Source organism: Streptomyces nojiriensis (assembly GCF_017639205.1).
GTDB lineage: Bacteria > Actinomycetota > Actinomycetes > Streptomycetales > Streptomycetaceae > Streptomyces > Streptomyces nojiriensis.
In genome coordinates, this window is sequence record NZ_CP071139.1 from 211,611 (window position 1) to 238,108 (window position 26,498).

The window sequence follows — 26,498 nt, forward strand, 5'->3', positions numbered from 1 at the left end:
AGGAATCTCGCACCGGACTCCGGGAGCAGCGCCGCAGGCCGGACATGCCACCTCGTGAGTGTGCCTCTTCCCTGGCCGCTGCCCTGGTACGAGGGCCGCTTCGCGGTCGACTCCGGCCCCCGATGCCTTGTCAGCGGGGCGGCCGGTCTCGGATGGAGGTCCGTCGAGGCCGGCACGCGTCTTCTATGACTCGACGAGCTCCCGCTCTCGGGTATTGAGGACGCTGTCGGCCTCGTCCGCTGCCTTCAGCAGTCTGCGCACCGAATCCCGCATCACCTCACGCCCCAGCGACCGGCGCCCGGTCGGGAGCCGCCGCAGTGACGACAGCAGAGCACGTACACGCTCCGCTGCCCGCCGGGCCCGCTCAGCCTCCTGCTGAGCTGCCAGGATTTCCTCCTGCCGCTCCTGTGCATCCGCGGCCAGCAGCGCGCTGGCCCGCTCGGCGATCACGGTCTCGGCCGCCATGCGGTCATGGCCCGCAGTCCCGTTGGCCATCACCAGCAGGTGGCCGACCGCCACCAGGTTCCACGCCGCCATTTCGGGTTGGCCGCATCACGGGACGCCGGCTGCCTATCCGCCTCCCGAGGCCCGGCGGCGGCTCGGGGGCGGGGTCTCTTGATGCTCGGTGATTCGACACCAGCGAGCTGTTCAGGAGGCCCTGCTCGCATGCGCCGAGCACCCAGTCGAGACGGCCGCTCGAGCACCAAGCCCCCAAAGCATTTCGACAAAAGGCTACTTACGCGTCGGGGTGCTCCGGCAGGGCGAGCCAGTCCGACCAGGAGATCTCTCGGCCGAGGAAGCGCGGCTGCTCGAACGGCCAGTCGGCGGCGATCCACTGCGGCACCAGCTCGTCGAGGGCCTGCTCGACCTTGCTGTCCACCAGCTCGTCCACCACCCACCAGGAGATCTCGCCGTCCGCGCCGGCCCTCTCCGGTGGGTCGATGTAGACGCAGCCGAGCAGAGCTGTCTCCTCTGCGTCGAACAGCGCGTAGTTGAAAGACTGGTGTGCGGCGATCTCCTTCTCGTGCCGCAACAGGTCGGCCTGGTCGGCCTCGTAGGTCATGGTGGCTGCGGGCCAGCCCCAGGCTGGGCCGTAGATGGTCCACAGCCGCTCGCGCGAACCCATCACAGCCGGATAGTCGAGCGGGGTGTCCGTCTCCCGGATTGGCCGCAGGTGATGACCACTGCCCGGCAGCCGTATCAGGACGGGATGGACGAAGTTATCGGGGAGCCAGCTCATAGCGCCCGACCGTAGCAGCGCGGCCGTCCGCTCCCCAGGATTTTCCCCGTATACCGCCAGGTCCTACTCTCATGCCGGGCAGTGCCCGCGATCACCCGATCGAGACTCCCGTTCGATCGACAGACTCCGTGATCGGTATGGCAACGGCTTCTGACGGAGGGCTTGTCCATGTCGGCCCAAGAAGCCGAAGTGCTGCTGCGGGACTCGATGGATGAGGGCCGCATCGCAATGCTGGACCTGATGGCTGGCGAGCACACGCGCCTGAACGAAGCACGTCCAGGGTTTCTGACTGCCGCCCGTGGCGCACTGGACGGCGAGCTTCCGAACAGCGGTCCGTCGACGCGACCAGAGATGACGGGCAGGACAGAGACGGCCTGATGACCCCACAGCCGAGCACCGCAACAGACCCGAAGTCCGGGCCGAACGGTCCGGCCGTGGACCGCAGAGGAGCGGACTGCGGAAGCGGGGCTACGGCCCCGGACCGCTGGGCGCGTTCGGCTCGGGCCCTGTACAGGGAAGCGGGTCTCGGTGGCGGCGAGCTCCCGACGGCGGTGTCGATCGACGCAGGCAGCCCGGGATATGACGGTCGAGCATGGTGGGCAAGTCCCGGCGGGCAGAGGTGTGACCTGGGCTGACGTGCCCGCCGGGCAGATCGGCTGCAGCGTGACCTGCCGGCGACGCCTGCGGGACTGGACCGAGGCCGGGCTCTGGCCCCGCCTCCACGAGACCCTACTCACCGAACTGCGCAGAGCCGGCCCCCTCGACATGGACGACTGCTCGATCGACGGCTCCCACGTCAGAGCGCTCAAAGGCGGAGCTCACTCCGGACCTTCGCCGGTCGACCGCGGCCGTCCCGGCAGCAAGCACCATGTGATCGTCGACCGGCACGGCACTCCGCTCGCGGTGTCGCTGACTCCAGGCAACCGGCACGACGTCACCCAGCTGATACCGCTGCTGGATGCCGTTCCTCGCGTCCGCGGCCGGCGAGGACGCCCCCGCCACCGGCCCAAACGACGCAGTCTGAGACAGCAGAACGGTCGCCGGGGGGCACCGGGAACACGGGCATGACATCCAGGAGGGCATTCACCCCCCACCACGTGATCGCACGCGCCTCGTGGTGCGCGGGCGTCGTTCCCGCGTGCGCGGGAACGACCCCCACGGGTAGCATGACTGCCGATGTGATGAGCGTCGTGACTCTCGGCCAATCAGTGTCCACCGGTGTGCCCCGTGCCGGATAACGGAAGTGGCCCGGTACCTCTGTCCCCAATGGTTGGTGTGGAGTGTTCACCGCGTCCGCGAAGCAACCGAAACGAGACGCGGTCCCTGTCGAGGGGGAACGAGGTCGGCATCTGAACGGATACGGTCGGGCCCGCCAACGCCGACAGCACTCACTCACGGAGGCTGTCCAGCGGCATGCGCCGAAGCGAGGGGCTGTCACCCCCTCACGCAAGCCGACCCTGCTGCGTCTTCTACAGACCAGGGACCGACGAACAAGGGATGAGCGCGCAGATGAAGACGACGATCCAGTCAGCATTGGGCACCGCACTTCTGCTCCTGGCCGCCATGACGGCCACCAGTGGCTCCGCCGCCGCCCAGGTGGCGGGGGCAGACGCCCCGGCCGCACACCAGGCCCGGCTGACAGGGCAGTGGGCCGAGTCCGTCGACAAGGACCGCCCGGGAATCACCCTCTACATCCAGAAGCTGACCTTCACCGCGGACGGCCGTTTCGAGCAGATCAACAACGTGATCTGCAACCTGGACGATTGCCCCGTGTTCAAGATCGGCGTCAACACGGGCACTTACCGCACGGAGGGAAGGTCCATTCACCTCGACGGCAACCTCTCGGACCTCCACGGCACCGTCCGAAGCAGCAACACCATCGTCCTGGACAAGCACGTTCTTCACCGCACGGCCGCCGACGCCTCGGACTAGCTCGCCGGGCTATGGTCTCGAGCCCGACACAGGGTGGCAGCCTCAGACGCCATGGATTGGCGGCGCTGTGCACGAGCAGCCCTAATCGAGCTAGTGCCGTATCAAGCAACGTTTGCCCCGTCCTGACATGTCGCCCGGTTGCTGCGCCGGGCGGCGCCAGACGTCCAGAATGATCATGTGGCTGAGCGCGTGCAGGTCCGGGATATCGACGACGACGAGGGCAGGCGGTTACTGCAGAATATCCGCAGGGGCACCGGGTCGGTGGTGACTTGGCGGCGGGCCCAGATGGTGCTGCTGTCAGCGCAGGGAATGCCGGTGGCGAAGATCGCTGAGGTGACGATCACCAGCGTGGACCGGGTCCGGGACGTGGTCCACAACTTCAACGCCGACAGCTTCGAGTCGCTCTATCCGAAGTACAAAGGCGGCCGGCCCAGGACGCTCACCCTTCCCGAGCGCCGTGAGATCAAGAAGACCGCCAAGTCCAAACCGGTCGAGCACGGTCTGCCGTTCTCGACCTGGAGCCTCGCGAAGCTGGCCGACTTCCTGGTCGCCGAGGGGGTGGTCGACGACATCAGCCACGAGGGCCTGCGCATCCTGCTCCGCGAGGAAGGCGTCCCTTTCAACGCCTGAAGACCTGGAAAACCTCCCGCGACCCCGACTACGCGGCCAAGAAGCCCTCGGGAGCGTTCCCCGGACACAGCCCGGCGGAGGACGCGAAACGGTGGGCTGCGTACGACAGGAAGCCACCCGCCTGGGTGAGGATCCGTTTCAGCCCGGGAGAGCCTGTCCGAGCGATCATGGTCTGACCCTGCAGACAGACACCCCACCTCCATACGTAAGGATCTTGACGGATGAGGCGTCAACATCTTTACATGTAGCCATGTTTGATGACGATCACCTCCGCAAGCGAGCGGAACAGTTGCGGGTCGATGCTGGTGACCACTACCGCGAGGCCGCCAAGTACGACGAGCAAGGAAAGGTCACCCAGGCCGAAGCGGAGCGCCGATCGGCTGCCCGATCCACCCACAGGGCTGAGATCTATGAACGAATCACCGGGCGCCGGTGGTCGGCAATGACCATCGCCTGGCTCGTCTCGGCGGACGTAGACCAGGCGATCAACCTCCTCGACCGGATCGACCGAGTCCCCGCCAAGGAACTGCTGACGCACACAGACCGGGATGAGCACACTGCCTACAGCCTCGAGGCCCTACAAGGCAGTGCGTGCGACTGGGCCATGGCGAACGACCTGCGCAACGGGGCGGTAAACGGCATCGTGAGCGAAGTGATACGCCTGGAAGAGAGCGGCGTCGAGGTCAACATCACCGCCCTCGCCCGCATGACAGGGATATCCCGGCAGACTCTTCACACCCGCCTGAGCGCCGCCCGGTAGCGGCGCCACGGCCCCGTCTCGCGCCCATTTTCGAGTCCCCCACGAAGACCAGGGCTGCGTTCTGCGCCACCCTGAAGGCTCGGATGCGCAGCGGCATCAACGGCCGCTTCTCAGAAGAGGGGTGGTGGAGTGCGAGCGGGCCGCCATCGGGGAGACCCACAGCCTGGACGCGGGCGCGGGCCGGGCGGTCAGCGGCCTGGTGAGGGCGTGGAGGGTCGCGTCCACGAGGCGGCCCGCCAGAGCCATGCCGGTGGCCTGCTTTCAGGAGGTGCCGGCCGTCATGGAGCCTGCCGGATGCCGGCTTCCTGCACCTCATTTGAAGCGCGGCGTCAGCCGGCCGGACGACTCGCGCGAGGTCCGCGAGCACAGGCTGCGGGAGGCCAAGGGCCGGGGCCGACATCCGTCTTCTCTCCACGCCACGCCGCCGAGTCGCAGCCGTGCTCACCGTGATGGCCGCCGTCGTCGCGTTCGGGTCGTGGGTGCTGTGGCCGGTCTACGACTCATCATGCGTCGTCTACTCCGGGTCCTACGTCCCCATGAATGCGCCGAAGGCCGAAGTCGACGCCGCCATGCAGTGGCGCTACGACAAAGCCGTCGCCGACGGCGCGTGCGGGCCCAAGCGGGCGCGCTTCCACAACTGGACTCGGAGCGGTCGGTCCTGGCCTCACCGTGCGTGGCCGAGTAGCTCGACGTCGATCCGGGCGGGCGGTTGCACGACCCGCCACTGCTGGCGTCGTTCACTAAAGGTTGTTGCGGAAGTGCGTGCGGTGGCGGACGTCGCGTAGTACTCCTGGGGGACATAGAGACACGTTTGTTCTCACATGGAGTCGTCGATGGCCGTTCGCCGTGTCGTGCCCAACATCCAGTCGGAGGCCGCGCAGGAGAGCCGGGAGTTCTATGGCCTGCTGGGCTTCGAGGAGGTCATGAACCACGGCTGGATCATGACGCTCGCCTCCCCGTCCAGCCCGGCAGCGCAGATCAGTGTCATGACCAGCGACAAGACCGCGCCTGTCGCCCCCGACATGAGCGTCGAGGTGGACGATGTGGATGCGGCCTATGCGGTCATGCGGGAGAGCGGTGCGGAGATCGTGCACCCCTTGCAGGATGAGGAGTGGGGCGTGAGGCGGTTCTTCGTCCGCGATCCCAGCGGACGGGTGGTCAATGTGCTGGGCCATCGGTGACGCGCCAAAACCGTCAAACGACCCGAGACCCTCAAGGCCATCGGCAAGCCCGGTAGGTCCTGGTAGATAAAGAAAAAGCTCGTCTGCGGGGAACCACTCCCGACACGCACTTAGGCATGCCTTACCAGATATTCTGCTTTAAATAACCGGTACTAAGACCGTGTCCTATGTGGTGAGGCGTCGTTGATGTCGGTATGGGGCGGGGTACTTGGAGCTGGATTGTTCCGGACGGGCTGTGGGAGATCGCGGAGCCGCTGATCCCACCGTCGAAGGTGCGGGCGCAGGGCGGTGGCACGCAGGACACGCCTGATGAGACGTTGTTCGCGGCCATCATCTACGTACTGGTCAGAGGGTGCGCCTGGCGGGCACTGCCGCCTTGCTTCGGGATATCGAAGTCGACGGCTCACCGCAGGTTCCTGATCTGGTCGAGGGCCGGAGTGTGGGGCCGGCTGCACGAGGAGATCCTGCACCGGCTCGACGACGCCGGCCTGCTCGATCTTTCACGCGCGGTCCTCGACTCCGCCCACGTCCGGGCCAAAAAGGGGGCGAACTCACAGGCCCGAGCCCCGTGGACCGGGGCAAGCCGGGTTCCAAGATGCACGTCCTGTCGGACGCGAACGGACTGCCCCTCGTCGTCGGCCTCTCGGCCGCCAACACCCACGACAGCCAAGCGCTGAAGCCCATGGTGCTCGGTCACCAAACGAGACACGACCCCCACCGCGGCCGCCACTTCAAGCCCCGACGCCTCCATGCCGACAAGACCTACGACAGTCCTGAACTGCGGAAATGGCTCCGCGGCAAGCGGATCGGCGTCCGCATCGCCCGCAAGGGCATCGAGTCCTCCGAACGGCTCGGGCGCCGCAGGTGGGTAATCGAACGGACCATGTCCTGGCTGACCGGCTACCGCCGACTCAACCACCGCTACGAGCGCCACCCCCGCAACTACCTGGCCTTCCTCGGCCTCGCTGCAGCCCTCTGCTGCTACAAGCGACTCGTCCGCATCACCACATAGGACACGGGATAAGAGGGGGGCGCGACGATGACGAGCAGCGACGGGCCGGTGCCGGCCGGGACATGGATCGCCTTCCTGCGGGCCCGCGTTGACGATGAGCGCAGCCTCGCGCAGGCGGCCACCGCCGCCAGCGGCTGGTGGGAGCCGTCCGGCCCCGGCATCGCGGTGGACGGCCGGATCCTGACGAAGGTCTTCACCGGCCACGGCGCGGCCGCCGATCATGACGTCGCGCTGCACCTGGCCTGCCAGCAGCCGGTGCGGGTGCTGGACGACCTCGACGCCAAGGAGCGGCTCTTGGAGCTGTGCGAGCGCCAGAGGGATCGGCTCGATGCGGGTCTGCTCGCGGTGCTCGTGCAGTTCGCCGAGCCGTTTCGCGATCATCCCGAACACCCCGACCAGTCCCCTGTGGAGGAGCCGTGAGCAGGGAGCTGGACATCTTCGACGCCGAGCTGGTCGAGCGCGACAGCGTGGTACCGCGCGCGGCCGTAGAGCCGGGCCCGCGGTACCTGGTCACCCAGCACACCACGCTCGGCCCCGGCGAGCTCCCGCCGCTCGCCGACGAGCGACCGGCCTGGCAAGGCCACGACTTCCGGCTGACTGATGAGGATGTCGCCGACCTGGGCGAGCCCGACCTCGCCGAGAACACGATCACCAACCGCGACTCCACCAGCGGGATCTTCGAGGCGTGGTGCGCGGCCCAGAAGCCTCCCCGGCTCGCGCACCCGTGCACGACGGCGACCTACACGCCCTACGGCCTGCACCTGATCCGCCGCGGCAAGGCGGGTGAGTGCAAGCCGGACAGCGTCGGCCAGTACATGCCCCGGATCTGGAACTGGCAGCCCGTCGACCTGCGGCCGGACCCGAGCTGGTTCAAGAGCGGCCTGCGCGTCTGGAAGAAGGAGTGGGCGAAGGCGGGCGGGGAGGTGAAACGGGCCCCGGCTGTCACGATCGGGTACAACGTGCGGATCATCGCCGCGATCGACGAGACGACCAACATCGGCAAGCGCGACGCCTTCCTTGCCGCGCTCGCCTACAGCAACCTGAACCGCGAGTCGGAGCTGACCGACCAGCTCATCGGGCGTCTCAAGATCCACGACACCGGCCTTTACGTGGTCACCGCGACGTCGAAGACCGACCAGACGGGCAAGGGCGCCGGCCGCTTCATCGAGGACCGGGAAGACCTCCAGCTCGTCCGCCGAGCCCGTGCCTGGTAGGCCGTCCTGCGCGACCTCGGCGCCTATGCCCCCCCACCTGCCGGTCTTCCGCGCCCTGACCGTCAAGGGCGAGCTGCGGAAGTACCCGGAGGACCGCAAGCGCGGCGTGCGCATGCGGCCCGGGTCCCTGGACGAACGGCTCCGGGAACTCGCGGAGCGCGCCGGCGTCCCGTACATCGACGGGCGGAAGGTCACCTCACACGGCTGGCGGGCCGGCGCCAACACCGACCTGATCGCGGCCGGGGTGCCCCTCGCCGAGCGCAACACTGCCGGTCGGTGGGCCGAGAGAGCCCACACCGCGGACACCGTCTACGACCGCCAGCACGGTGCCGGTGCCCGCGACCCGCTCGCCAAGGTCCCGCTGTACGGCGGCCCGGCACACGCCGCGGTGGCGCAGGCACACCGGTCACGAGCGCGTTGGGTAGGCCAGGGCTATGCGGCGGTCACCGCGACGAGCTCGCGGACGCCACTGACGTGGGGGTGCTTGGCGTAGAGATCACCGACGATCTGCCGAATTGCGGGCCGGTCGCGGACCTCTCCGGGGGCGAGTCGGGCTGCGGAGAGGAGTTCGCCGACCGTCTGATCCGGCTTGGCGCGCTGCCACCAGGCGCGTGCGAGGTCGGTGTGCATACGGCCCTTGCGCTCGATGGTGGGGAACTGATCGGCGTGCAGGTTCCGGCCAGCTTCGAGAGCGGTGCCAGCGTCGCCGAGTGCCCAATGGACTCCGACCGCGTAGAGATCGACGGCCGCCGGGGTGATCGGGAAGAGACGTCCGGTCGGCGCAGCGTCGGGCAGGTCGCGTGCCGCGCGGGCGGCTTCGCGGATCATGGCGAGCGCCTGGTCGCGGTCCCCGGCGATGGCGGCTGTGTAGGCGGTGCTGCACAGCATCTGCGCGAAGGCGGCGGCTTGTGCTTCCGTGGCGAGGCCGGTGGCCTCCACGCGGGCGACAGCTGCTTCGATGTGCGCCTGGGCCGCGGCTTCCTGGCCCTGATGGCGTAGTACGGCGGCGAGTTCGCGGGTGGCGGCGGCTGCGGCAAGCGGGGAGCCAGACACGTCGGCATACAGGGTGGCCCGGTCCGCGGTCAGCCGTGATTGCTTGTACTGGCCGAGCTTGTTCAGGAGCTGGGAGGCGATGGTGTACGCCGAGGAGAGGCGTGCGTAGTCGAGATCTCGGCGCGTCTCGGAGGCTCCCTGGTGGGCGTCTGCGAGCAAGCTCGGCAGGGAGCGCAGGAGCCCGGCATGGGCGGCGGCATCGAACTGCCCTCGTGCGGCCGTCAGACGGGCGTCGAGGGTCCAGGCTGGGGCACCGCTGGGCTCAGATGTCGAGGCGAGCGCGGATTCCAGCCGAGTCATCAGGCTCAGGGGGACGGCGAACGCCGCTGCGGTGATGAGGTGACGGCGGCGCATGGGATCCTCCTCGGCCGGGGTCCTGTCAACGACAACTGTAGGCGCTGGTGAGGAACTTAGGCCTAAGGACGTGTTGAGGAGCCAGCCGGAAACGCCGACCAGGTTCGCGGCCTGTTTGAGCAGGGGCAGATCGAGGGACCGGCCCTGCTCCAAGCGCGAGACGGTGGACTGCGAGCAGGCCAGGCGCACTCCGAGGTCCCTCTGACGCCACCCGCGGGCTTCGCGGCCGACGCGGATGAGTGAACCTGCGTGTCGGCGCTCGGCGAACTCCAGCACATGGTGGGAGCTCCAGAGCGGGTCCGTACTCACGGGCGCCCTCCGTCGATAGGCGCTGGGCCTGCCGCCCCCACCCTAGAGCCTGTAACCGGATGGGCACAGCGCGTATTCAAGAACTGCATACGCCATGCATGGTGTGGGCAGCGTGGACCGCGGGGCGTGCCGTTGTGGTGTCGTGGTCACCGGCACCACAACGCGGACCGCCTCCCGGGCGACCGCCTGGTACCGAGTCCAGCACCATCACTCGACTGTGAGGGGAGCGCATCATGCCGAAGGACAAAGGCTCGAACAGCGGCGGCGGTGGGGGGAACCACGCCAAGCCGAACCCGCCGCTGAGCGGTGGCACACCGCCGCCGGGAAACAGCGACGGCCAGGTCTCCACCCCGGGGCCCGGCTCGGGCAAGCGCAAGAAGTAGCGCGACATGTACCTCGACGACCGTCAGCGTGAGCTGGAGGAGGTCATGGAAACCCAGGGCCTGTGGCCGGCGGACTCCCCGTGGGTCCGCCGCGCCATCCTGGATACCGTGCCCCGCCACCAGTTCGCCCCCGACCAGCTGTGGACGTGGAACGGGCACGGCGCATACGTGCCCGTCGATCGCGACCGTGACCAGGACGCGTGGGCCGACCTCGTGTACGCGGGCCCCCAGGACTCGGCCATCATCCAGATCCTGGACGGCCTGCCCAGCTCAAGCCTGTCCTGCGTCGCCGTCGTCGCGGACATGCTCGACTCCCTCATCCTGGAGCCCGGACAGCGGATCCTGGAGGTCGGCACCGGCGTCGGCTGGAACGCGGGACTCCTTGCCTCCCGTGCAGGCGCCGGTCTGGTCACCAGCGTCGAGGTCGACCCCGACCTTGCGGCGGCGGCCGGCCAGCGTCTGGCCGCGGCCGGGCTCGACGTCGCCGTGCACGCCGGAGACGGTAATACCGGCTGGCCCGCAGGGGCGCCGTACGACGGGGTGATCGCCACCTACGCCGTTGACGAGATTCCCTGGGCCTGGATCGAGCAGACCAGACCCGGCGGCCGCCTCGTCATCCCCTGGGGCCGCCTCGGGCATGTCGCGCTCACCGTCGCCGACGACGGCAAGTCTGCGACGGGCTGGGTGCAGGGGCTCGGGATGTTCATGCCGAGCCGCGGTATCGAGCAGGGCCGTGAGCATCACGCCATCCGTGGCGACGGCCCACCCGACCGCACGGTCCCCGCCGCAGGCGGCCTGCGCGCGCTCACCGACGCGAACCTGCTCTTCGCGCTCAGGGTGTCCCACCCGGACATCCGGATCGCCACCGAGGAAACGAAGGAAGGCCTCACCATCCGGCTGCACGACGGCGTCAGCTCCTGGGCCACCGCCGTCATCGATCAGACCGGCACCACGGCGGCGTACGAAGGCGGCCCCCGCCAGCTCCTGGCAGAGGCCGACGCCGGACGGCGCCACTGGGAAGAGCGCGGCTCTCCGGAGCTGTGGGACTTCGGAATGACCGTCACACCCGACGGGCAGAGTGTCTGGTGCGGCGCCGCAGATGCCGGACCGTACATGCCCTGACGGTCGTCGGTGCTCTACGGCAAGCTGGCCGGTGCGGGTGTCCGCCTCGATGCGAGCGAGGAGGACACCCGAAGGACCTAGCTGCGGCCGCTGACGTGGCCGGCAAACGCCGCCCAGGCGGCGCCCGAGAAACTCAGGACAGGCGCCTGGGGGTCATCACGGCGCTTGGAATCCCTGACGTAGACCGCTGCTGGCTGCGGGCACGCCTCAACGCACTGATCACTGGTCCCACCGCTGTACGAAGACTTGAACCACTGCCCGTAGGGACGGGGGGTGTCGGTGTTACTCATGTTCCTTCAATACCTCTCGTGCTACTTGATCAATGAACGCAGGGGTCTCGTGAACGGGCAGGGCACCCTGAGCAAGGACATCGAAGCGGCGGATGAACTGCCTCACCGACCGCTCTTTCGACAGGACACGCGTCTCACCGGCCACCGTCGTACTCGCGACGACGGGACCAGGAAGTTCCTGGCGATCGAAATCGAGGACCTGGAACTCGCCGCTCAGCACCCGGTAGGCAGGAGCCTTCGCCGGGATGAACCGCAGGGTGACGTTCGACAGGCCGGCAAGACGCTTGATCTCCTCGTACTGCGCCTGCATCACGTCCGGGCCACCAACCATGTTGGTGAGTGCCGACTGGTCCATGATGCAGATCAGCTCCATACCGTCGTCGGTGATCCGCTTCTTTCGGTTCATCCGGACCTTTACGGCACTCTCCACGAACTCGGCTGTGCGATCATCCGCGATCCGCGCGCCCTCGATCAGCGCCTCGGCGTACTCCTCCGTCTGGAACAGGCCGTTGATGACCATGGGCGTCCACACGTGGACGCGGCGCGCGCCGGACTCAAAAGCCAAGAACGTGCTCAGGCCAGAAGGAAGAACGGAGCCGATCGGAGCCCACCAGTCCTCCCGCTTCGCGTTCTTGTACCAGTCCGTGAGGACTGCCGCGTCCTGGCGGCTGACCTTGTACTCGTCGAGGAGCTTGGTGAACTGCTCTATGCGTTGAAAGCCTGACGTGCCGCTCTCAACCCGGCTGATGGCCGAGGGCGCGCAGCCGACCTTCCTTGCCGCCTGGTCGCCCGTCAACCCGGCTTGATCGCGTAGACGGGTGAGTTCCGCTCCGAGGGTGATCCTCAGGAATGTGGCTCGTACGTTCGCTGCCATACGCCTTGCCTCCTCTCGGTTCGGACCGTGCGAGCCTCGGCTCCGATGGTCGCAGCTTCGGTTTGCGTTGCGCGACCTCCGGTTCACCACAGGCGGGCTCCGGTCCGCGCTCTCTCAGCATCGGTTCGCCTTATGCATATACCAATCCCCTTCCGCTAGCAATTGCTCTCGGAGTTCTGATTGCACATCAACTCACTTTGGTAGGAACGTAGTCGAGCCGCCACCGGGCGCCGGCCAACTGCCGCGCATCCGGCTCCGGGCGGCCTCCCCCGCCGTGCGGGGCCCAGGACTCCTTCCTGCTCAGAGCGCCTGGGTCCCGCACGGACTGCGATGGATGGAGGTAAGTCGTGCACAGCGCTGTTCAGAGGTGGATGGACCGCGACAACGCGGTGTACGCCTGGAACTCCTGGTTCTCAGGGGGTGGGGGGCTGAGGGTGGCCGCCGATCCTCACCGGCGGCTGATGTACCTGCGCCAGAGCATGCTGAACGAGGCGACGCACGCGCTGCGCCGCAACGGAAGGACACCCCGGGTCGCGCTGTATGTCTGCACACGGTCCTCGGCCCAGGAGGCGGAGGAGCAGTTCGCTCGCCTTCGAGCCGTCGCCGTGCGGCGGGCGATGCGGGTCGGGGCGGAGTTCACCGACGGCCACGGGCCGAGCGCGGTCGAGCAGCGCATGGGTCTGCTGAAGGCCCTCGACCAGGTGAGGCAGGGGTTCGTCGACGGGATCCTGTGCCCGGACTTCGAGCACATCAGCCCCGACTTGGACGAGTACGAGCGGGTGCTGCGCACGACGGCGCAGCGCCGATGGTTCGTGGCGCTGGGGTCCCCGGAGGCGACGGTCGGGCTGTGAACGGCTTACGGGAATGGATCTTGAAGGAACGGCCAATCGACCGGCATGGCTTTGGGTGGCGCCAGTGGGTGCTCCAGGCATTGATCGTGCTGTGCGTGCTGGCGTTGATGGCCGCCTACGTGGTGGCCGTATGGAGCAATGGAGGGGATGACCATGTTCGAGGCGTACGGCGACAGCCGGCCGCCGAGGCCCGTGGAGGACCGCGGGCCGGAGCAGAAGCACGAGAAGACGCCGGACGGGTCTGCCGGTGCGGGCACCGTGCCGGCAGACCCGGGGACGACCGTTCGGGACCGGCTCCTGCACTTCCCTGAGAGCGTCCGATGATGAGCCGCGCCGCGGTGACCGTCGAGGACTGGGACCGGTACCACCAGCTTGGCCGCTCGGCACGTGTCATCGGGGACGCCGAGCTACGGCTGTTCTTCGACCACGCCGGCCCCCAGCAGGGCATGCAGGCTCTTGACCTGGGGTGCGGGCGTGGCGCGTGGACGCGCCAGCTGGGCCGGTACGGCATCCGGACTGTGGGCTACGACTACAGCCCGGTCGCGCTCGCCTCGGCACGGGCAGGCGGCCCGTACCACGGGCAGGTCTACTTCCAGCAGTGCGACCTGAATGCCGAGGGCATTCCGGTATCGGTCGAGCTGGGCTCGGTGGACATCGTGACGATGCGTATGAGCCTGGAGCACCTGGACCGGCACCGCTTGATGGGTGACGTGAAACGGGTGCTGCGGCCCGGCGGGCTGGTCTACGTCATGACCAAGATCATGGAGGAGGATCCCCCGGATTTTCTGGAGCGCGGGCTGAGCCCGGGCCAGTTTGACGAGCTCGCCGACGGATGGGGCTCGGCCGTCCCGTACCGGGTCGGTCTGCACTCGGTGATGGTGCTGCGCGAACCCGTCGGCTACTGAAGGTCTCCCCCGGTCCAGCCGGACATGCGGGGGTGAGTGCGCGGGCGGTCAGGCAACCCAGGGCGTGGACGGCCGCCGCGCGCACGGTCCCCGCCGGGACTTCCCCCCACCGGCGGGGACCGCCACGGAACGCCGCCCTCTGCCAGCGGATCAGCATCGGAAGGCCCGGCAGAGGGCGGCCCACACCGCGACTGCCACAAGCCGATACCCCGGCCCTGCCGGGTGATCGAAGGAGGCACGGATGAGCGAGAACAGCGAGAACCCGGACTACTTCAAGAACCCTCCTCCCCGGCGGGTCGGCGCTCTGGCCTTCCTGGAGGCGCCCGAGGGCCGGTTCGCGGTGATCGAGCGTTCCTACTGGACAGAGGTGTCCCGGTGGGGACTGCCGGGCGGCTCCGCAGCCCCGAACGAGCTTCCCCGCCGCGCCCTGGCCCGGCACCTGGCGGAGAAGCTGCACGTGCGCCTGACCGCCGACCGGTTCCTCCTCGTCGACCACGCCACGGCCGTGCCCGACAAGCACCACGAGGGCTCCAATTTCGTGTACTACAAGCGCCTCGCCGAGCTCCCCGAGGACGTTCGGCCGACCCGCGGATACAAGGGCCTGCGCTGGGTCACACCCGAACAGGCCGAGGGTCTGCTCCTGGATCACGAACTGCTGCGCTTCCGTGCCTGCGTACAGGCCGTGCGGTCGCGCGCGTTCGGCGTCGAGCTGCTGTACGGCAACCCCATGATCTGACGCCGGCCGGCCCGCGAGCAGCCGGGCCGCCGCGCGTACCCCGCTCCCGGTGTGGGTGCGGGCCTGCTTCGAATCAGAAATCGAGGACACGGCATGCAGTTCCCCCTCACGGTCATTGACCAGCTCGACGAAGAGCAGCTCCAGAAGTGGCACGACTTCTACGGGTTGACCGCGGACCGCCCCCGGTACCAGGAGGAAGGGATCTGGCGGCGCACCCAGCAGGAGGAGACCGCCGACAACTCTGGCTGGACGGGATCCGGCGACGCACGGCGGCGCATCATCCACTACCGGCACCAGTTCGGCCTGGTGGACACCACCGGGGCCCCGGCGCTCGCGATGACGGAGCTGTACGTCTACCACTCGGTGGCGGCGCCCCACGACGAGATCCACGAGGCGTGGGAGCAGAACCACCTGATGCTGGCCGAGGGCGGCTGGAAGGAGACGGGACCGGGCCGCTGGGAGCTGGGAGACCTGCGCCTCCACACGAGCCGCATCGAGGAACACCCGGAGGACGTGAGGGCGGGCCGCAAGCTCCCGGCGGGCTACCAGGTCATCGACACAACGTTCACCTCCGTCAACTGCTTCCTGCCGAAGGCGATCCGGCGTCGGCCGTGGGAGGTACTGACCCACGGTGTCCGCGTCAAGGACACCCCTGGGAAGCCGATCTACGCCGACAACCTGGCGCAGCTCACCGACTTCCTCCCGTTCCAGGTTGAGGTTGGCTGCGGCGTCTCCTACGAGGCAGGGATCCCCCCGCTGCACCGCCTCCACGAGATCTACCGCGTCAACGAGATCGAGGACATCGAGCTCGGCAAGGGCACCACCTTCATCCTCGCCCCCGGCCGGGACCCGTTCCTCCAGGAGCTGCTCCTCAATACGGAGGACAAGGTGCTGGAGCTGTCGGAGATGTACCAGTCCTGCTTCAACGCCGAGGTCACCCCTGCCCTGCACGCCCTCAAGCGCCTGGAGACGGCAGGCCACATGGTCGGCCCGTTCATCACGAACAACTTCGACGCCCTGGGAGCCCGAGCAGGCTTCCGCGAGGAGTTCATGCGGCGCTACGACCAGCGCATTCCTCCGGTCACCCTCCACCCCGAGGCGAAGGCCCTGGTCGTGATCGGGCTGCACGCCGACCGGCGGCAGGTCGCCAGGCGAGCCCGCGAGGCCGGGCTCAAGGTGTTCATCGTCGACCCCGAGGGCTTCCCCCGGCCGGACGGCACCTGGTTCGACTACCCGCTGGAGGGGCCGCAGGACGGTGACGTCGTCGTACGCCAGACGGCCGCCACCGCCATCGGCGAACTGGAGCGCCTGCTGGAGCACGGCACCGACAGCGAGTGAACGGTGGGGCCGGAGAACGGCACTAGCCTCTGGGCTTGTTCTCCGGCCCTCCGACGGCGGGCCCTCTTCCAGAACGAAAGTCAGGCGTATGCGCATCTCAGTGATCGGCTGCGGGCACCTCGGTATCCCGCACGCCGCGGCGATGGCCGAGCTCGGGCACGAAGTGATCGGTGTCGACACCGACGCCGACAAGATCGCCCGGCTCAACCGCGGCGAATGCCCCATCTACGAGACGGGGCTGCCCGAGCTGCTGGCCCGGCACACAGCAACGGGCCGACTGCGGTTCACCACCGACATCGCGGAAGCCGCCAAGTTCGCCGAACTGCACTTCCTGGGAGTGGGAACGCCCATCGACTCCGACGGCCGCAGCTACGACACCGGGCAGGTCTTCGGAGCGGTGCGCCAGCTCGCCCCGCACCTGAAGCAGCCGTGCACCATCGTCGGGAAGTCCACCGTCACGGTGGGCACCACCCGACAGCTGACCGCGCTCGTCCACCGCCTGGCACCCGCCGGCGAAACGGCCGACGTGGTGTGGAACCCGGAGTTCCTGAGGGAGGGCCACGCCGTCGAGGACAGCCTGCGCCCCGACCGGATCGTCGCCGGCCTGACCACCGCCGAGGCGGAGAAGGCCATCCGTACGGTGTTCGCGCCGATCCTCGAAACCGGCGTGCCGCTGTTCATCACCACCCCGGAGACCGCCGAGCTCGCGAAGGGCGCGGCGAACAGCTTCCTCGGCGTCAAGATCAGCTTCATGAACGCCGTGGCGAACATGTGCGACGCCGCGGGCGGCGACGTGTCGCAGATCGTCGACATCCTCGGCGTCGACGTACGCATCGGAAAGGGCAGCATGTCGCCGGGCCTCGGCTACGGCGGCGGCTGCCTGCCCAAGGACATCCGGGCCTTCACCGCCTCCGCGCAGAAGCTCGGCGCGGCCGACGCCGCCACCTTCCTGCGGGCAGCGGAGGAGATCAACGAACACCGCACCGACGTGGGTCTGGGCCTGGTGGTGAAGGCGCTCGGCCGCCCGCTGGCCGGGGCCCGCATCACCGTGTGGGGGGCCGCCTTCAAGCCCGGCACCAACGACGTGCGGGAATCCCCCGCCCTGTCACTGGCACAAGCCCTCCAGACGGCCGGAGCAGTCGTCACCGTGCACGACCCGCAGGCCGTATCCACGGCGATGCACCGCAACCCGGAACTGGAGTACACCGACGACCTGACGGCATCCGTAGACGGCGCCGACGCAGTGGTGCTGGGCACGGAGTGGCCGGAGTACCGGCAGGCCGACCCCGGCCCGCTCGCCGCCCGAACCTCCACACCGCTGATGGTCGACTGCCGCACCACCCTGGACGCCACCCTCTGGCGGACCGCGGGCTGGACCCTCCACCAGATCGGAAGGCCCGCCCACTAGACCCCGGGCCACGCACCGCGCGCGGCCCGGCACATCGATCGAAGGAGACCGACGTGGAAGACCTGCTCACGACCGGCCGGATGTTCCCCATCGTGGACGCCCTCGCCGGGGTCTGCTCCTCGGCAAACATGAAACTGCCGCACGAGGAACTGCTGGCCCTGCAGATCGCCAAGCCGGCTGAGGAGGCCGGAGAGGCATGGCACGCCCTGCAAGGGCTGCTCGGGCTAATGCCAGCCTGCGCGGATAACTGCGCGACACGCGACGAGCACTCGTGGAACGGCGTCAGCAACGACCTCGTCGGCGCTTCCTTCGCATCACTGATCGCGCTCAACTACATCGACGCCGACAGCTGGCAGGCTGCCGTCATCGACGGGTTCCGCCAGCGGCTCGCGGAGATCGGCAGCCCTCTCGCCGAAGACTTCGAAGGACAGAACCGGATCCTGGACGCCGTCGAGGAGCTGGGCAAGCACTACGCGGCCGCCGCCGACGGACCGGGCTACGTGATCCCGATCCTGGCCCTGGGCAACCTCACCCGAGAGGCCGGCGAGGCCATTCACTCGCTGCACGGCATCAAAGGCCTCCTCACCTGTGACGAGGAGTGCGGGCCCCGCATCCACTCGTGGGAGGGCGTCAAAGACCGGCTTATCGGCTCCTTCGTGACATCGCTAGTCGGCCTGTATTGCGTAGACCCGGCCGGGTGGCGGAGCACCTTCGAGACGATCGCGTTCCGCCGGAGCCGGCGCGGCCGGGAGGTCCTGGGCGCATAGCTGAGCCGGCGGCCTGGCCAGACCTCTGCAACGTGGTGCGGGAGGCTACATCAGTTCCAAGGCGGGGCAGCTCCGGCTGCCCCGCCTTGGCTCCTGGCAGCTGCGCGGGAACTGACAACGAGACGTTGATGCCCAGCGGGGTGTAACGCCTGGCGCTCCCACTCCGTCCATAGGGGTGACCAGGCGTTGACGCTCGGTCAAGCGCTGTTGTACCGCCGCCGGAAGGATTCATCACGTGCCGACCTCTGTTGTCAGCGACCAGCTCAGCTTCGAGACGTTCGCCGACCTGCGCCGCCAAGGCAGCCAAGCCGTTCCTGGCCAAGCTGACTTCTCTACTGACTACGTGGCGCTGGGCGAACTCGCGGACGAGGCCTTCGCGGGGCGGAGGCGGTTGTGCCGCTTGCGGATGTCCTCGACCTGCTTGCGGTGACCGGTGTTGGTGGCCAGCCCGTCGGCGACGGCGATGGCCTCGGCGAAGGGGTAGCGGGAGTTGGGCACGGGCCACGCAAGCTCCAGGTTCCAAGCGATCTTGCAGATGGCGTCATGGATTCCACCGATGACCGAGGCCCGGGTGCTTGCCCGGCCGACAAGGCTGATCACCTGGTCGAACTGTTCGGCCACCGCGTACAGGGCGGCCAGTGTGCGCAGCGCGCTCTGGGTCGGTGCGGACGGGGCGATCGCCGCCGACACCCGGTTGCACAGGCCGTCGAAATCGTCGGTTTCGAGGCTGTGGGCGACCAGTGCCCAGCGGGCGCCGTCGGCGGGGGCGACGCGATGGTAGCCACGGCCGTGCGCGGGGGAGGCCAACTCGCTGACGATGATGTCGAGGAGTGGTGTGATGTCGGTCGGCTGGTAGATGTTGCCCACCATGCGCATGGCGGCGTGACGAACGCCCAGTTCTTCCTGGTCGAGGCCGTCGAAGAGTGCGAGCAGGCACTGCTCCGGTATCAGGAGTCGGAGGTCGATGCCGTGGACTTCGGACGGTGCGACCTGCCGGAGTCGTCGGACGAGGTCCGGATCGTCGGTGCGGCACGCGTGGATCAGCAGGGCCTCAGTGATGTGGCGGCGGCTTTCCTCACGCAGGTTGGCGGGCTCGGTGGGCTCGTTGACGAATGCCTGCGGGTCACCGAGCAGGCCAACCAGACTGCCGGTGTCATCGGGAGCGATCGCTGCTCCGGCGTGCACTACCCTGCAAACGCCCCGCGCTTGGTCACGTACGTAGAGTGCGTCCGGGCCGCCGCGGCCCTCAAGCAGCAACTCGTCGGAAAACACCCATTCGGAAGTGGAAAGGTCGCTGGTCACTGCCCGATCCTAGGGCACGGGAATCGCCACTCTCTGGGCGTTTTACCCCGTAACCGCGGCGCGTGGCACTGTGAGGATTCCATCTCGGTGCGCGCGTCCGCCGCCATGCTCGGCACGCGATACCAGACCACAACCGGACTGGCTCGGACAACTCACCAACAGCGGACTGGCGCGCCTCGCCGGCATGCCGGCGCTCCGGGACACGCATGGTGGGGCCGGGTCAGCGGTCGGCCAGCAGCGCGACCTCCCGGCCGAATCCCGCCACCAGCCAGCCGTCCGGGGTATAGGCCACCGTCTGGACAGGCGCGGGGAACACCAACTCCAACCCGATCTGCAGGCTGGTGGTCAGGTCCCATACCCGGACGGTCTCGTCGCCGCCGCTGACGGCGACCGGGAGGCCGTTCAGCACGGTCGTGGCCACCGCGTTCACCCGGTCGATGTGTCCGGTGAAAGGCTCACCGATGGGCTGGCCGGTGGTCAGGTCCCAGACCCGCACCGTCTCGTCGCCGCCGCTGACGGCGACCGGGAGGCCGTTCAGCACGGTCGTGGCCACCGCGTTCACCCGGTCGATGTGTCCGGTGAAAGGCTCACCGATGGGCTGGCCGGTGGTCAGGTCCCAGACCCGCACCGTCTCGTCGCCGCCGGTGACGGCGACCGGGAGGCCGTTCAGCACGGTCGTGGCCACCGCGTTCACCCGGTCGATGTGTCCGGTGAAAGGCTCACCGATGGGCTGGCCGGTGGCGAGGTCCCAGACCCGCACCGTTTTGTCGTGGCTGGCAGTGACGGCGACCGGGCGGCCTGCCACCATGGTCGTCGCCACCGCCGACACCTCGCGGGTGTGTCCGGTGAGGGGTTCGCCGACGGTCTGGCCGGTGGCCAAGTCCCAGACCAGCACCGTCGCGGCGTAGCTCCCGGTAACGGCGACCGGGCGGGCGTCGAGCACGGCAGTGGCCACGGCGTTGACCCTGCTGGTGTGTCCGGCGAGGGGTTTGCCGATGGTCTGGCCGGTGGTCAGGTCCCAGACTCGCACCGTTTCGTCGTGGCTGGCGGTGACGGCGACCGGGCGGCCGTCGAGCACGGCAGTGGCCACGGCGTTGACCCTGCTGGTGTGTCCGGTGAGGGGTTCACGGACGGGCTGGTCGACGGCGAGGTCCCATATCCGCAGGGTTCGATCCGAGCCGGCGGTGATGGCGATCGGACGATCGTCGAGCACGGTCGTTGCCACGGCGTTGACCCTGCCGGTGTGTCCGGTGAGGGGTTCACCGATGGGCCGGCCGGTGGTCAGGTCAAACACCCGCACCGTCTCGCCGTAGCTGTCGGCGACGGCGACGGCGACCGGGCCACCGTTCACTACGGTCGTGGCCACTGCCGTAACCGCGTTGGTGCGTCCGATGGCGGGTTCGCCGACGGACCGGCCGGTGGTCAGGTCCCAGACCCGCACCGTCTCGCCGTTGCTCCCGGTGACGGCGACCGGGCGACCGTCCACCACGGCAGTCGCAACGGTGTTGACCATGCTGGTGTGTCCGGTGAGGGGTTCACCGACGGGCCGACCGGTGGTCAGGTCCCAGACCCGCACGGTTCGATCCCAGCTGGCGGTGACGGCGATCGGACGGCCGTCGAGCACGGCAGTCGCCACCTCGCACACGTCGCGGGTGTGTCCGGTGAGGGGTTCGCCGACGGGCCGGCCGGTGGTCAGGTCCCAGACCCGCACCGTCTCGTCCTCGCTGGCGGTGACGGCGACCGGACGGCCCACCACCACCGCGGTCGCTACCCCGAACACCCAGTCGGTGTGTCCGGTGAGGGGTTCGCCGACGGGCCGCCCGGTGGTCAGGTCCCAGACCTGCACCGTCTGGTGATTGCCGCCGGTGACGGCGACCGGCTGGCCGGCCACCACGGCAGTTGCCACCGCCCACACCAGGTCGGTGTGGGCGGTGAGGGGTTCACCGATGGGCCGGCCGGTGGTCAGATCCCAAACTCGCACCGTCTGGTCCTTGCCGCCGGTGACGGCGACCGGGCGGCCGTCCACCACCGCAGTCGCCACCGCGGTAACCCCACCGGTGTGGCCGGTGATGGCATGCCGGAACCGGTGGTCGACCATGGCGCCGCTGGCCCACTCCACCCCCCACCGCGCGGGGGGCTCCCCCTCGACCGGTACGGCGTTGATCCGTGCCGACAGCTCTTGGTCCCCGTACCGGGCGGCGTCCAACGCCAGCATTCCCCGCCGTACCCCCGCGGCGGCGTCCCCGTGCAGGTGCACCGACGCCCGGTACACCGCCGCTGCCAACCGCCCTGCAGGCCCCGAAGCCTCTTCCAACCGCCCCAGCACCTCGGCCGGACCGGCGTTCACAAGGAACGCCGTATCGGCCAGCCACCCGTCCACTCCCACAATTGCGGCCCCAGCACCGTCAACACGCAGATCTTCCGACATGCCCGCATCCAACCACCTGCACCCGACACACCACGTTCACCAGGCCCCGGCACGGGACTGCGTAGCGCATGACGTACGTCACTGAACCCCTTTCATCCTGGGTTCCGCAGGTGAGGAGGGTGTGGACGGCAGCGACCATGCGGCTGATCCGGTCTGTGGAGCATCGGGCCTTGCGGAAGGCCTTCCATGTCTTCAGTTGAGCGAAGGCGCGTGCGCCGGGTGCTCGGAGGCGGGCGCGGCCCCGCCACGCCTGGTCCTCCAGCCCGCCAGGCAGCATCCCGCCGAGCCCGACGTTTCGCCACAGCCGGAAGGCGCGCGGCGTCGGCTTCAGCCACTTCACGTCCGACGTCTTCACGTCCGTCGGCGCGGTCAGCAGGACGGGGCTGGCCGGCACGAAACCCCGCGTGGCCGCGATGTCGTAGAGCAGCTTGGGGGCAGCCAGTTCCATGGCCCAGGTGCCACCGCTGATGCGAGCCGGGTTGTCCGCACCGCATCCCCCCCGCCCGATCATGTACCTGGCGCGGGGAGGAGAAGACGACGGACATGAACATCGGACAGGCTGTCACAGAGATCGGGAACGCCGAGGAGGTGCCTGGCCTGCCCATGGCCTGGCTATGGTCACCCATGTCGCGCTTCGTGTTCTCCCTCGCCATGGACACTGACGGGCAGTGGGCCTACCAAATGAACTCGCTGGACGTCCACGACGAGGGGCTGACCAGGGCTGTTCTTGAGTTCGCGAGGCAGCATCGGCTCGGGCGCGGACCAGGCTCCCGACCTTTCACGATTGCCGCCGGCTTCTCTTACGGGACCTGGCTTCCAGCCGGTGGAGGTCTTCACCTCGTACCAGCGCTGGTACCAGTTAGTGCCGTCCGGAGTGGCGTTACAGGGCTCGGTGTAGACCTCGCTGCCATAAGCCGTCAGGCACCATCCCGGAAGGTATCGAGAAACCTGGCCGGGTGGCAGTGGATCGTCGCCATCGTCGTGTCTCCTTCTCGTCATTCACCGCCCCACACCGGGGCCGAGGAGGGAGAGCATGCAGAGGTACCCCTTGACCGCCGTCTAACGGTCGCCCGTCGCAGAGCAAGTCAAGGGGAGATGCGGCGTACGCGGCCGAGCGGTCGACCTGGTCAACGGGGTCAACGGGGTCAACGGGGTCAACGGGCAGAGCCAGCGTCGAGTTGGGCGCTGGTCAAGGGGGTCCGCTAAGGCCCCTTGTCCGCAGGGTTGTCCGTTTCCGAGGGGCACCTTCGAAACGGCGGTGGGCCGCACGCAGTCTTCCGTGCGGCCCACCGCCGTACCTGTGGGATGTCGCTGGCACCACCCTCGCCCGCAGCGGTCGAACGGCGCAACGCGGCGCAGCTCTCAGGTTTTCTGGGCTTCGACTTCGTCGAAGGTCAAGAACTGGCGACGTGCTTGCGTCGTTGCAGGATCCACCGGTGTACGGGCGGTGTCAGGCCGGCGCCTATGATGAACCCGAGTGCGACGCTCTGGCTCGCGATCGCAATAGTCCCGATGATTGCGCACAGGACTATGCCGGTCGCAATCAGGCCCGTGACCCTAACTCGCCGGGATAGCTGATTGAGCCATTTCACGGTCGAGAAAGTCACAAGATATACGGTTGAGCCGAAAGCGGCCGACGCCAGAGCGGTTAGAGTATCCATTCCGCAACCTTTCAGATTCGGAAGCCGACATATTTCTCTCCGGCCGCCACGGTCGGCCGTACTCCCCGTTCGGAATTACTTGACTGCCGGTCTAATTACCTGCAGTATCCGTCGCCGGCACTGCCCTTGTAAGTTCCGCTTCCGGCCAGGGCCGCCGCCGGAGAAAGGGGTGCCAGCGCGGGGTTGACCTTAAACTTGATGCATTGATCGGTCGCAACTGCGTACCCCGCGACCCCCGCGAGGGACCGGCCCCCGACGACCGCGGCCGGGTGCGGCAGCCAGGACACAACAGTTCCGCCGAGGGCGAGGACCTTGGTCTCGCTCTTGTTGAAGTACACGGTGCCACTGATGATGCCCCAGGTGTAGTGGGGGTCGGCCACCACGGGGTAGGCGGTGTTGGGGCCGGTCTCGATGGTCTGGGCGAGGGTGTTGCCGTCGAGGCTGTAGCTCGTGGGGACGGCCTTGCCGTTCGCGTCCTTTGCCCAGGGAGCGTCGATGTGGCCGCGGACGGCGCCGCCTGCGGAGGTGACGATGTCGTAGCCACCGGTTCCGTCGGCGATCAGGGTGGCGCCGTCGGGCAGGCCGAGGTTGAAGCGCTGAGTGGTGGGGGCGTTGGCGTTCTTGAGGGTGACCAGAGCGCGGGCGCCGCCGTCGACGGTGGCCTGGGTGGCGAGGTCGATGTGCGCGGCCGCGTTGGGATAGACGGTAGTGCCGGCCGCCGAGGTGGTACCTGCGGCGTTGACCGCTGCGGGTAAGGTCATCGTCACCGCAGAGCCGTCAGAGGCCGCCACGGTCACCCGCCCTTCAGCGCTGACCGGGGTGGTCACGGTGACGAGCCCTCGGTCCGTCGCCATGACCGTGCCTCTGGTGCTGTCGCGGGCAACGTCGGCGGTACCGGTGGCGCTCTGCACTGTGGCCACGACCTGGTCCGCCGCGCTGACGGCGGAAGCGCCGCTGGCAGCGAAAGCCGGGGCTGCGGTTCCGGATATCAGTGCGGCGGTGAGCAGTGCGGCATGAACTGAATTCTTAAGCTTCACGTAATGTTCCTTGATCTGCATAGTGTCGTCTTCGGTGGAGCAGAATGAACACTAGCGATCTTCACGGAATGATCAACGGACTTGAGCAAATGCTGAGGTTCCCCACTCAACCATCCACCCGGCGAGCGCGAAAGAATGGGCGATTTCAAGCCGCTGCGGCGTAAAGAATACCGCCACACTCGTCAGGACCCGGCGAAACACCGGCTTGAACTGCCCCCCAACCTGGTGAACCTGCACCCAGGTTTTCCTTCAAGTCATTCCTGGAATCGTTTCAGCCACAATGAACGACGCTCCTATATCGCCGACTCAAGAGCTCTCAGAAGGACAACCGGGCGCCTCCTCATGGTTCGGCAGGAATAACCGGAACGAGCACCCGGCCCGGGCGAACTGGATCTACCACCGGTTCCGGAGCCCGATGCTGCGCTTCACGATGACAGGGGAGGGCGGGCACGCCGCCTCCGCTTCAGGGCGCGTACCCCTACCACAAGCGCGGCAGAACAGATGCCTGCCGCCAGCCAGGGGGTCGCGCGCTCGACCATGTCGGCCAGCGTAGGGGCAGGGTCTCGGCAGTCAGGGGCTGCGGGTTCCACCCGCAGTCGGGCCCAGACCTTTGACGGCTTCCCCTTCTCCCGCCAGACCACCGTGTACAGACCCGGCTTCGCGTCGCACCTGATACGGACGACCGCGGAGACCTTCTTCGCTCCGTACATGACCACTGGTCGTGTGAACACCGGCGAGGTCAACGTGACGTCTCCGTCGCCGCCCATCTCCAGGTCGTCGGTGACCGTCATCTCCCGGCCGGCCCGCAGCGACCGGACGTCCCATGGGCTCGCGGGCCATTCCACGTCGGCAGGCCAGCGCTCCTCCTGGGACTCAGGCGGCAGCTCGGAGACCCGCCTCGCGCACGCCGCACGCTCCGCCTCTTCGGCCGGAGCCACCCAGACTCGCCCCCAGAGTCGCGTGACCTCGGAGAGGTTCCGGTCCCCGCCTGATCCGATGCGCACCTCGTAGGACCCGGGCGCAGCGGTGCAGGAGATCGTCATGACCGCGGTGACGTGCGGATCGTTCATCCTCATCCGGCCATCGGCGGTGAACGCCTCGGAGAAGACCCTGTCGCCGTTGCCGGCGGCGTCCTGCAGGCCCACCGAGACGCTGACCTGCTCTCCAGGCCGAACCGACTGGTCGGCGCCACTTTGAAGCGGCAGTGGCACATCCGTAAGCGGAGCAGCCTGCACGCTCTCCGCTCCGAGTGACATGAACAGCGGAATCGTCAGGACTACCGCACCGATCCATGCCCGTAATCGCTTCATTTGTCGCCTATCTGAATTCGTTGACGATCTGTCACACCACTGCCTACTCTGCCCTCTTCGTCGAACTGACGCACCAACACACAGCGATGCCAGGCGTCGTCACTGCACTCAGGAAGCAAGTCATTGAGATCAAAATGGTTGACCGCACTCGCACTCGGCACCAGCACCGTGCTACTCACCGCCCCCGCTACCCTGGCGGCGTCGGCCGCTCCCTCTCCGGCCGCCACGACGCTCCCTCCACCCTCGGCCTCATCCTCGCCGTCGCCCCCCACACCCAGCCCTTCAGACTTACCCCGCTCCACACCCTCCGCCTCGAAGCTTCCCCTTCCGGCCGCACCCCCGATATCCGCTCCCCCCTCTCCCTCCGCGTCCACCCCCAAATCACCCCCTGCCTCCCCGGC

The 26,498-nt window shown here is 68.2% G+C and carries 27 protein-coding genes and 3 pseudogenes; 18 read left to right on the forward strand and 12 right to left on the reverse strand.

The window, feature by feature from the left end:
* Positions 1 to 183: 183 nt before the first annotated feature.
* A complete protein-coding gene (locus JYK04_RS01060) occupies positions 184 to 537 on the reverse strand; it encodes a hypothetical protein (protein WP_189748595.1) in 354 nt (117 codons plus the stop codon).
* Positions 538 to 736: 199 nt separating this feature from the next.
* The gene (locus JYK04_RS01065; RefSeq protein WP_202186002.1) at positions 737 to 1,240 is read right to left on the reverse strand and encodes a GNAT family N-acetyltransferase; all 504 of its coding nucleotides are present in this window, start codon (positions 1,238 to 1,240) and stop codon (positions 737 to 739) included.
* A gap of 168 nt (positions 1,241 to 1,408) precedes the next feature.
* Between JYK04_RS01065 and JYK04_RS01070 the strand changes: the two genes are divergently transcribed.
* The 5 genes and pseudogenes from JYK04_RS01070 to JYK04_RS01090 all read left to right on the forward strand — a co-directional run bounded on the left by JYK04_RS01070 (position 1,409) and on the right by JYK04_RS01090 (position 4,562).
* Positions 1,409 to 1,618, forward strand: coding sequence for a hypothetical protein (locus JYK04_RS01070; protein ID WP_189748203.1), 210 nt, complete (start codon positions 1,409 to 1,411; stop codon positions 1,616 to 1,618).
* Between the two features lie 240 nt (positions 1,619 to 1,858).
* Positions 1,859 to 2,251: pseudogene (locus JYK04_RS01075) on the forward strand (transposase); the annotation flags it as partial.
* Between the two features lie 486 nt (positions 2,252 to 2,737).
* Positions 2,738 to 3,172: a hypothetical protein gene (locus JYK04_RS01080; RefSeq protein WP_189748201.1), complete on the forward strand. Its 435-nt coding sequence runs from the start codon at positions 2,738 to 2,740 to the stop codon at positions 3,170 to 3,172.
* Between the two features lie 177 nt (positions 3,173 to 3,349).
* A pseudogene (locus tag JYK04_RS01085) lies at positions 3,350 to 3,846 on the forward strand (helix-turn-helix domain-containing protein); the annotation flags it as partial.
* Between the two features lie 206 nt (positions 3,847 to 4,052).
* Positions 4,053 to 4,562 carry a hypothetical protein gene (locus tag JYK04_RS01090; protein WP_189748199.1) on the forward strand — a complete coding sequence of 170 codons (510 nt, stop codon included), beginning with the start codon at positions 4,053 to 4,055 and terminating at the stop codon, positions 4,560 to 4,562.
* A gap of 96 nt (positions 4,563 to 4,658) precedes the next feature.
* Here the strand turns inward: JYK04_RS01090 and JYK04_RS01095 are convergent, their stop codons facing one another.
* Positions 4,659 to 4,808 (reverse strand): hypothetical protein, encoded by a 150-nt coding sequence (locus JYK04_RS01095; protein WP_189748197.1) that lies wholly within the window; start codon positions 4,806 to 4,808, stop codon positions 4,659 to 4,661.
* 587 nt (positions 4,809 to 5,395) lie between these two features.
* Here JYK04_RS01095 and JYK04_RS01100 point away from each other — a divergent pair.
* The 5 genes from JYK04_RS01100 (at position 5,396) to JYK04_RS01120 (ending at position 8,462) form a co-directional block, all read left to right on the forward strand.
* On the forward strand, positions 5,396 to 5,743 hold the full coding sequence (locus JYK04_RS01100; protein WP_189748194.1) for a VOC family protein: 348 nt from the start codon (positions 5,396 to 5,398) through the stop codon (positions 5,741 to 5,743).
* Positions 5,744 to 5,937: 194 nt separating this feature from the next.
* Positions 5,938 to 6,755, forward strand: a protein-coding gene (locus JYK04_RS01105) for an IS5 family transposase (RefSeq protein WP_189748192.1) whose coding sequence is annotated in 2 segments (ribosomal slippage) — positions 5,938 to 6,280 and positions 6,280 to 6,755 — 819 coding nt in all. Because the reading frame shifts where the segments join, the coding sequence is not laid out codon by codon here.
* A gap of 27 nt (positions 6,756 to 6,782) precedes the next feature.
* Positions 6,783 to 7,175 (forward strand): DUF6221 family protein, encoded by a 393-nt coding sequence (locus tag JYK04_RS01110; RefSeq protein ID WP_189748190.1) that lies wholly within the window; start codon positions 6,783 to 6,785, stop codon positions 7,173 to 7,175.
* Positions 7,172 to 7,969, forward strand: a complete 798-nt coding sequence (locus tag JYK04_RS01115) for a site-specific integrase (protein WP_189748187.1) — start codon at positions 7,172 to 7,174, stop codon at positions 7,967 to 7,969. The genes JYK04_RS01110 and JYK04_RS01115 overlap by 4 nt, the downstream gene beginning before the upstream one ends.
* Before the next feature lie 25 nt (positions 7,970 to 7,994).
* Entirely contained in the window at positions 7,995 to 8,462 is a 468-nt protein-coding gene (locus JYK04_RS01120) for a site-specific integrase (RefSeq protein ID WP_189748185.1), read from the forward strand.
* Here JYK04_RS01120 and JYK04_RS01125 read toward each other — a convergent pair.
* On the reverse strand, positions 8,402 to 9,685 hold the full coding sequence (locus JYK04_RS01125; protein ID WP_189748183.1) for a helix-turn-helix domain-containing protein: 1,284 nt from the start codon (positions 9,683 to 9,685) through the stop codon (positions 8,402 to 8,404). The two genes, JYK04_RS01120 and JYK04_RS01125, sit on opposite strands and share 61 nt — an antisense overlap.
* 233 nt (positions 9,686 to 9,918) lie before the next feature.
* Between JYK04_RS01125 and JYK04_RS01130 the strand changes: the two genes are divergently transcribed.
* Complete coding sequence (locus tag JYK04_RS01130; protein WP_189748181.1) at positions 9,919 to 10,068, forward strand: hypothetical protein; 150 nt, start codon at positions 9,919 to 9,921, stop codon at positions 10,066 to 10,068.
* Positions 10,069 to 10,074: 6 nt separating this feature from the next.
* The gene (locus JYK04_RS01135) at positions 10,075 to 11,190 is read left to right on the forward strand and encodes a methyltransferase domain-containing protein (protein ID WP_189748179.1); all 1,116 of its coding nucleotides are present in this window, start codon (positions 10,075 to 10,077) and stop codon (positions 11,188 to 11,190) included.
* A 77-nt stretch (positions 11,191 to 11,267) separates the two neighbouring features.
* Here the strand turns inward: JYK04_RS01135 and JYK04_RS01140 are convergent, their stop codons facing one another.
* Together JYK04_RS01140 and JYK04_RS01145 are read right to left on the reverse strand one after the other, a co-directional pair.
* On the reverse strand, positions 11,268 to 11,480 hold the full coding sequence (locus tag JYK04_RS01140) for a DUF397 domain-containing protein (RefSeq protein ID WP_189748177.1): 213 nt from the start codon (positions 11,478 to 11,480) through the stop codon (positions 11,268 to 11,270).
* Entirely contained in the window at positions 11,473 to 12,354 is an 882-nt protein-coding gene (locus JYK04_RS01145; RefSeq protein ID WP_189748175.1) for a helix-turn-helix domain-containing protein, read from the reverse strand. Before JYK04_RS01145 ends, JYK04_RS01140 begins: the two co-directional genes overlap by 8 nt.
* Before the next feature lie 347 nt (positions 12,355 to 12,701).
* On the opposite strand from JYK04_RS01145, the gene JYK04_RS01150 reads away from it, so the two are divergent.
* The 6 genes from JYK04_RS01150 (at position 12,702) to JYK04_RS01175 (ending at position 18,359) form a co-directional block, all read left to right on the forward strand.
* Positions 12,702 to 13,205, forward strand: a complete 504-nt coding sequence (locus tag JYK04_RS01150; RefSeq protein WP_189748173.1) for a recombinase family protein — start codon at positions 12,702 to 12,704, stop codon at positions 13,203 to 13,205.
* 323 nt (positions 13,206 to 13,528) lie between these two features.
* On the forward strand, positions 13,529 to 14,110 hold the full coding sequence (locus tag JYK04_RS01155; RefSeq protein ID WP_189748169.1) for a class I SAM-dependent methyltransferase: 582 nt from the start codon (positions 13,529 to 13,531) through the stop codon (positions 14,108 to 14,110).
* A gap of 241 nt (positions 14,111 to 14,351) precedes the next feature.
* On the forward strand, positions 14,352 to 14,846 hold the full coding sequence (locus JYK04_RS01160; RefSeq protein WP_189748167.1) for an NUDIX domain-containing protein: 495 nt from the start codon (positions 14,352 to 14,354) through the stop codon (positions 14,844 to 14,846).
* Positions 14,847 to 14,939: 93 nt separating this feature from the next.
* The gene (locus tag JYK04_RS01165; protein ID WP_189748165.1) at positions 14,940 to 16,184 is read left to right on the forward strand and encodes a hypothetical protein; all 1,245 of its coding nucleotides are present in this window, start codon (positions 14,940 to 14,942) and stop codon (positions 16,182 to 16,184) included.
* An 88-nt stretch (positions 16,185 to 16,272) separates the two neighbouring features.
* A complete protein-coding gene (locus JYK04_RS01170) occupies positions 16,273 to 17,592 on the forward strand; it encodes a UDP-glucose dehydrogenase family protein (RefSeq protein WP_189748163.1) in 1,320 nt (439 codons plus the stop codon).
* A gap of 53 nt (positions 17,593 to 17,645) precedes the next feature.
* Entirely contained in the window at positions 17,646 to 18,359 is a 714-nt protein-coding gene (locus JYK04_RS01175; RefSeq protein WP_189748161.1) for a nucleoside triphosphate pyrophosphohydrolase family protein, read from the forward strand.
* Between the two features lie 339 nt (positions 18,360 to 18,698).
* Here JYK04_RS01175 and JYK04_RS01180 read toward each other — a convergent pair whose 3' ends face one another.
* The 6 genes and pseudogenes from JYK04_RS01180 to JYK04_RS01205 form a co-directional block, all read right to left on the reverse strand.
* Entirely contained in the window at positions 18,699 to 19,661 is a 963-nt protein-coding gene (locus tag JYK04_RS01180; protein ID WP_189748159.1) for a hypothetical protein, read from the reverse strand.
* Between the two features lie 220 nt (positions 19,662 to 19,881).
* Positions 19,882 to 21,918, reverse strand: coding sequence for a WD40 repeat domain-containing protein (locus JYK04_RS01185; RefSeq protein ID WP_202186004.1), 2,037 nt, complete (start codon positions 21,916 to 21,918; stop codon positions 19,882 to 19,884).
* 277 nt (positions 21,919 to 22,195) lie between these two features.
* A pseudogene (locus JYK04_RS40910) lies at positions 22,196 to 22,324 on the reverse strand (IS5/IS1182 family transposase); the annotation flags it as partial.
* A gap of 1,521 nt (positions 22,325 to 23,845) precedes the next feature.
* Positions 23,846 to 24,787: a hypothetical protein gene (locus JYK04_RS01195; RefSeq protein ID WP_189748156.1), complete on the reverse strand. Its 942-nt coding sequence runs from the start codon at positions 24,785 to 24,787 to the stop codon at positions 23,846 to 23,848.
* 425 nt (positions 24,788 to 25,212) lie between these two features.
* Positions 25,213 to 26,097 (reverse strand): hypothetical protein, encoded by an 885-nt coding sequence (locus JYK04_RS01200; RefSeq protein WP_189748154.1) that lies wholly within the window; start codon positions 26,095 to 26,097, stop codon positions 25,213 to 25,215.
* Complete coding sequence (locus JYK04_RS01205) at positions 26,094 to 26,471, reverse strand: hypothetical protein (protein ID WP_189748152.1); 378 nt, start codon at positions 26,469 to 26,471, stop codon at positions 26,094 to 26,096. The genes JYK04_RS01200 and JYK04_RS01205 overlap by 4 nt, the downstream gene beginning before the upstream one ends.
* Between the last annotated feature and the right edge of the window lie 27 nt (positions 26,472 to 26,498).

What these genes read in the sequence shown, in the direction of transcription:
- JYK04_RS01060 (WP_189748595.1), bottom strand. Translation starts at nt 537, where the DNA reads ATGGCGGCGTGGAACCTGGTGGCGGTCGGCCACCTGCTGGTGATGGCC.
- JYK04_RS01065 (WP_202186002.1), bottom strand. Translation starts at nt 1,240, where the DNA reads ATGAGCTGGCTCCCCGATAACTTCGTCCATCCCGTCCTGATACGGCTG.
- JYK04_RS01070 (WP_189748203.1), top strand. Translation starts at nt 1,409, where the DNA reads ATGTCGGCCCAAGAAGCCGAAGTGCTGCTGCGGGACTCGATGGATGAG.
- JYK04_RS01080 (WP_189748201.1), top strand. Translation starts at nt 2,738, where the DNA reads ATGAGCGCGCAGATGAAGACGACGATCCAGTCAGCATTGGGCACCGCA.
- JYK04_RS01090 (WP_189748199.1), top strand. Translation starts at nt 4,053, where the DNA reads ATGTTTGATGACGATCACCTCCGCAAGCGAGCGGAACAGTTGCGGGTC.
- JYK04_RS01095 (WP_189748197.1), bottom strand. Translation starts at nt 4,808, where the DNA reads ATGGCTCTGGCGGGCCGCCTCGTGGACGCGACCCTCCACGCCCTCACC.
- JYK04_RS01100 (WP_189748194.1), top strand. Translation starts at nt 5,396, where the DNA reads ATGGCCGTTCGCCGTGTCGTGCCCAACATCCAGTCGGAGGCCGCGCAG.
- JYK04_RS01110 (WP_189748190.1), top strand. Translation starts at nt 6,783, where the DNA reads ATGACGAGCAGCGACGGGCCGGTGCCGGCCGGGACATGGATCGCCTTC.
- JYK04_RS01120 (WP_189748185.1), top strand. Translation starts at nt 7,995, where the DNA reads ATGCCCCCCCACCTGCCGGTCTTCCGCGCCCTGACCGTCAAGGGCGAG.
- JYK04_RS01130 (WP_189748181.1), top strand. Translation starts at nt 9,919, where the DNA reads ATGCCGAAGGACAAAGGCTCGAACAGCGGCGGCGGTGGGGGGAACCAC.
- JYK04_RS01135 (WP_189748179.1), top strand. Translation starts at nt 10,075, where the DNA reads ATGTACCTCGACGACCGTCAGCGTGAGCTGGAGGAGGTCATGGAAACC.
- JYK04_RS01140 (WP_189748177.1), bottom strand. Translation starts at nt 11,480, where the DNA reads ATGAGTAACACCGACACCCCCCGTCCCTACGGGCAGTGGTTCAAGTCT.
- JYK04_RS01145 (WP_189748175.1), bottom strand. Translation starts at nt 12,354, where the DNA reads ATGGCAGCGAACGTACGAGCCACATTCCTGAGGATCACCCTCGGAGCG.
- JYK04_RS01155 (WP_189748169.1), top strand. Translation starts at nt 13,529, where the DNA reads ATGAGCCGCGCCGCGGTGACCGTCGAGGACTGGGACCGGTACCACCAG.
- JYK04_RS01160 (WP_189748167.1), top strand. Translation starts at nt 14,352, where the DNA reads ATGAGCGAGAACAGCGAGAACCCGGACTACTTCAAGAACCCTCCTCCC.
- JYK04_RS01165 (WP_189748165.1), top strand. Translation starts at nt 14,940, where the DNA reads ATGCAGTTCCCCCTCACGGTCATTGACCAGCTCGACGAAGAGCAGCTC.
- JYK04_RS01170 (WP_189748163.1), top strand. Translation starts at nt 16,273, where the DNA reads ATGCGCATCTCAGTGATCGGCTGCGGGCACCTCGGTATCCCGCACGCC.
- JYK04_RS01200 (WP_189748154.1), bottom strand. Translation starts at nt 26,097, where the DNA reads ATGAAGCGATTACGGGCATGGATCGGTGCGGTAGTCCTGACGATTCCG.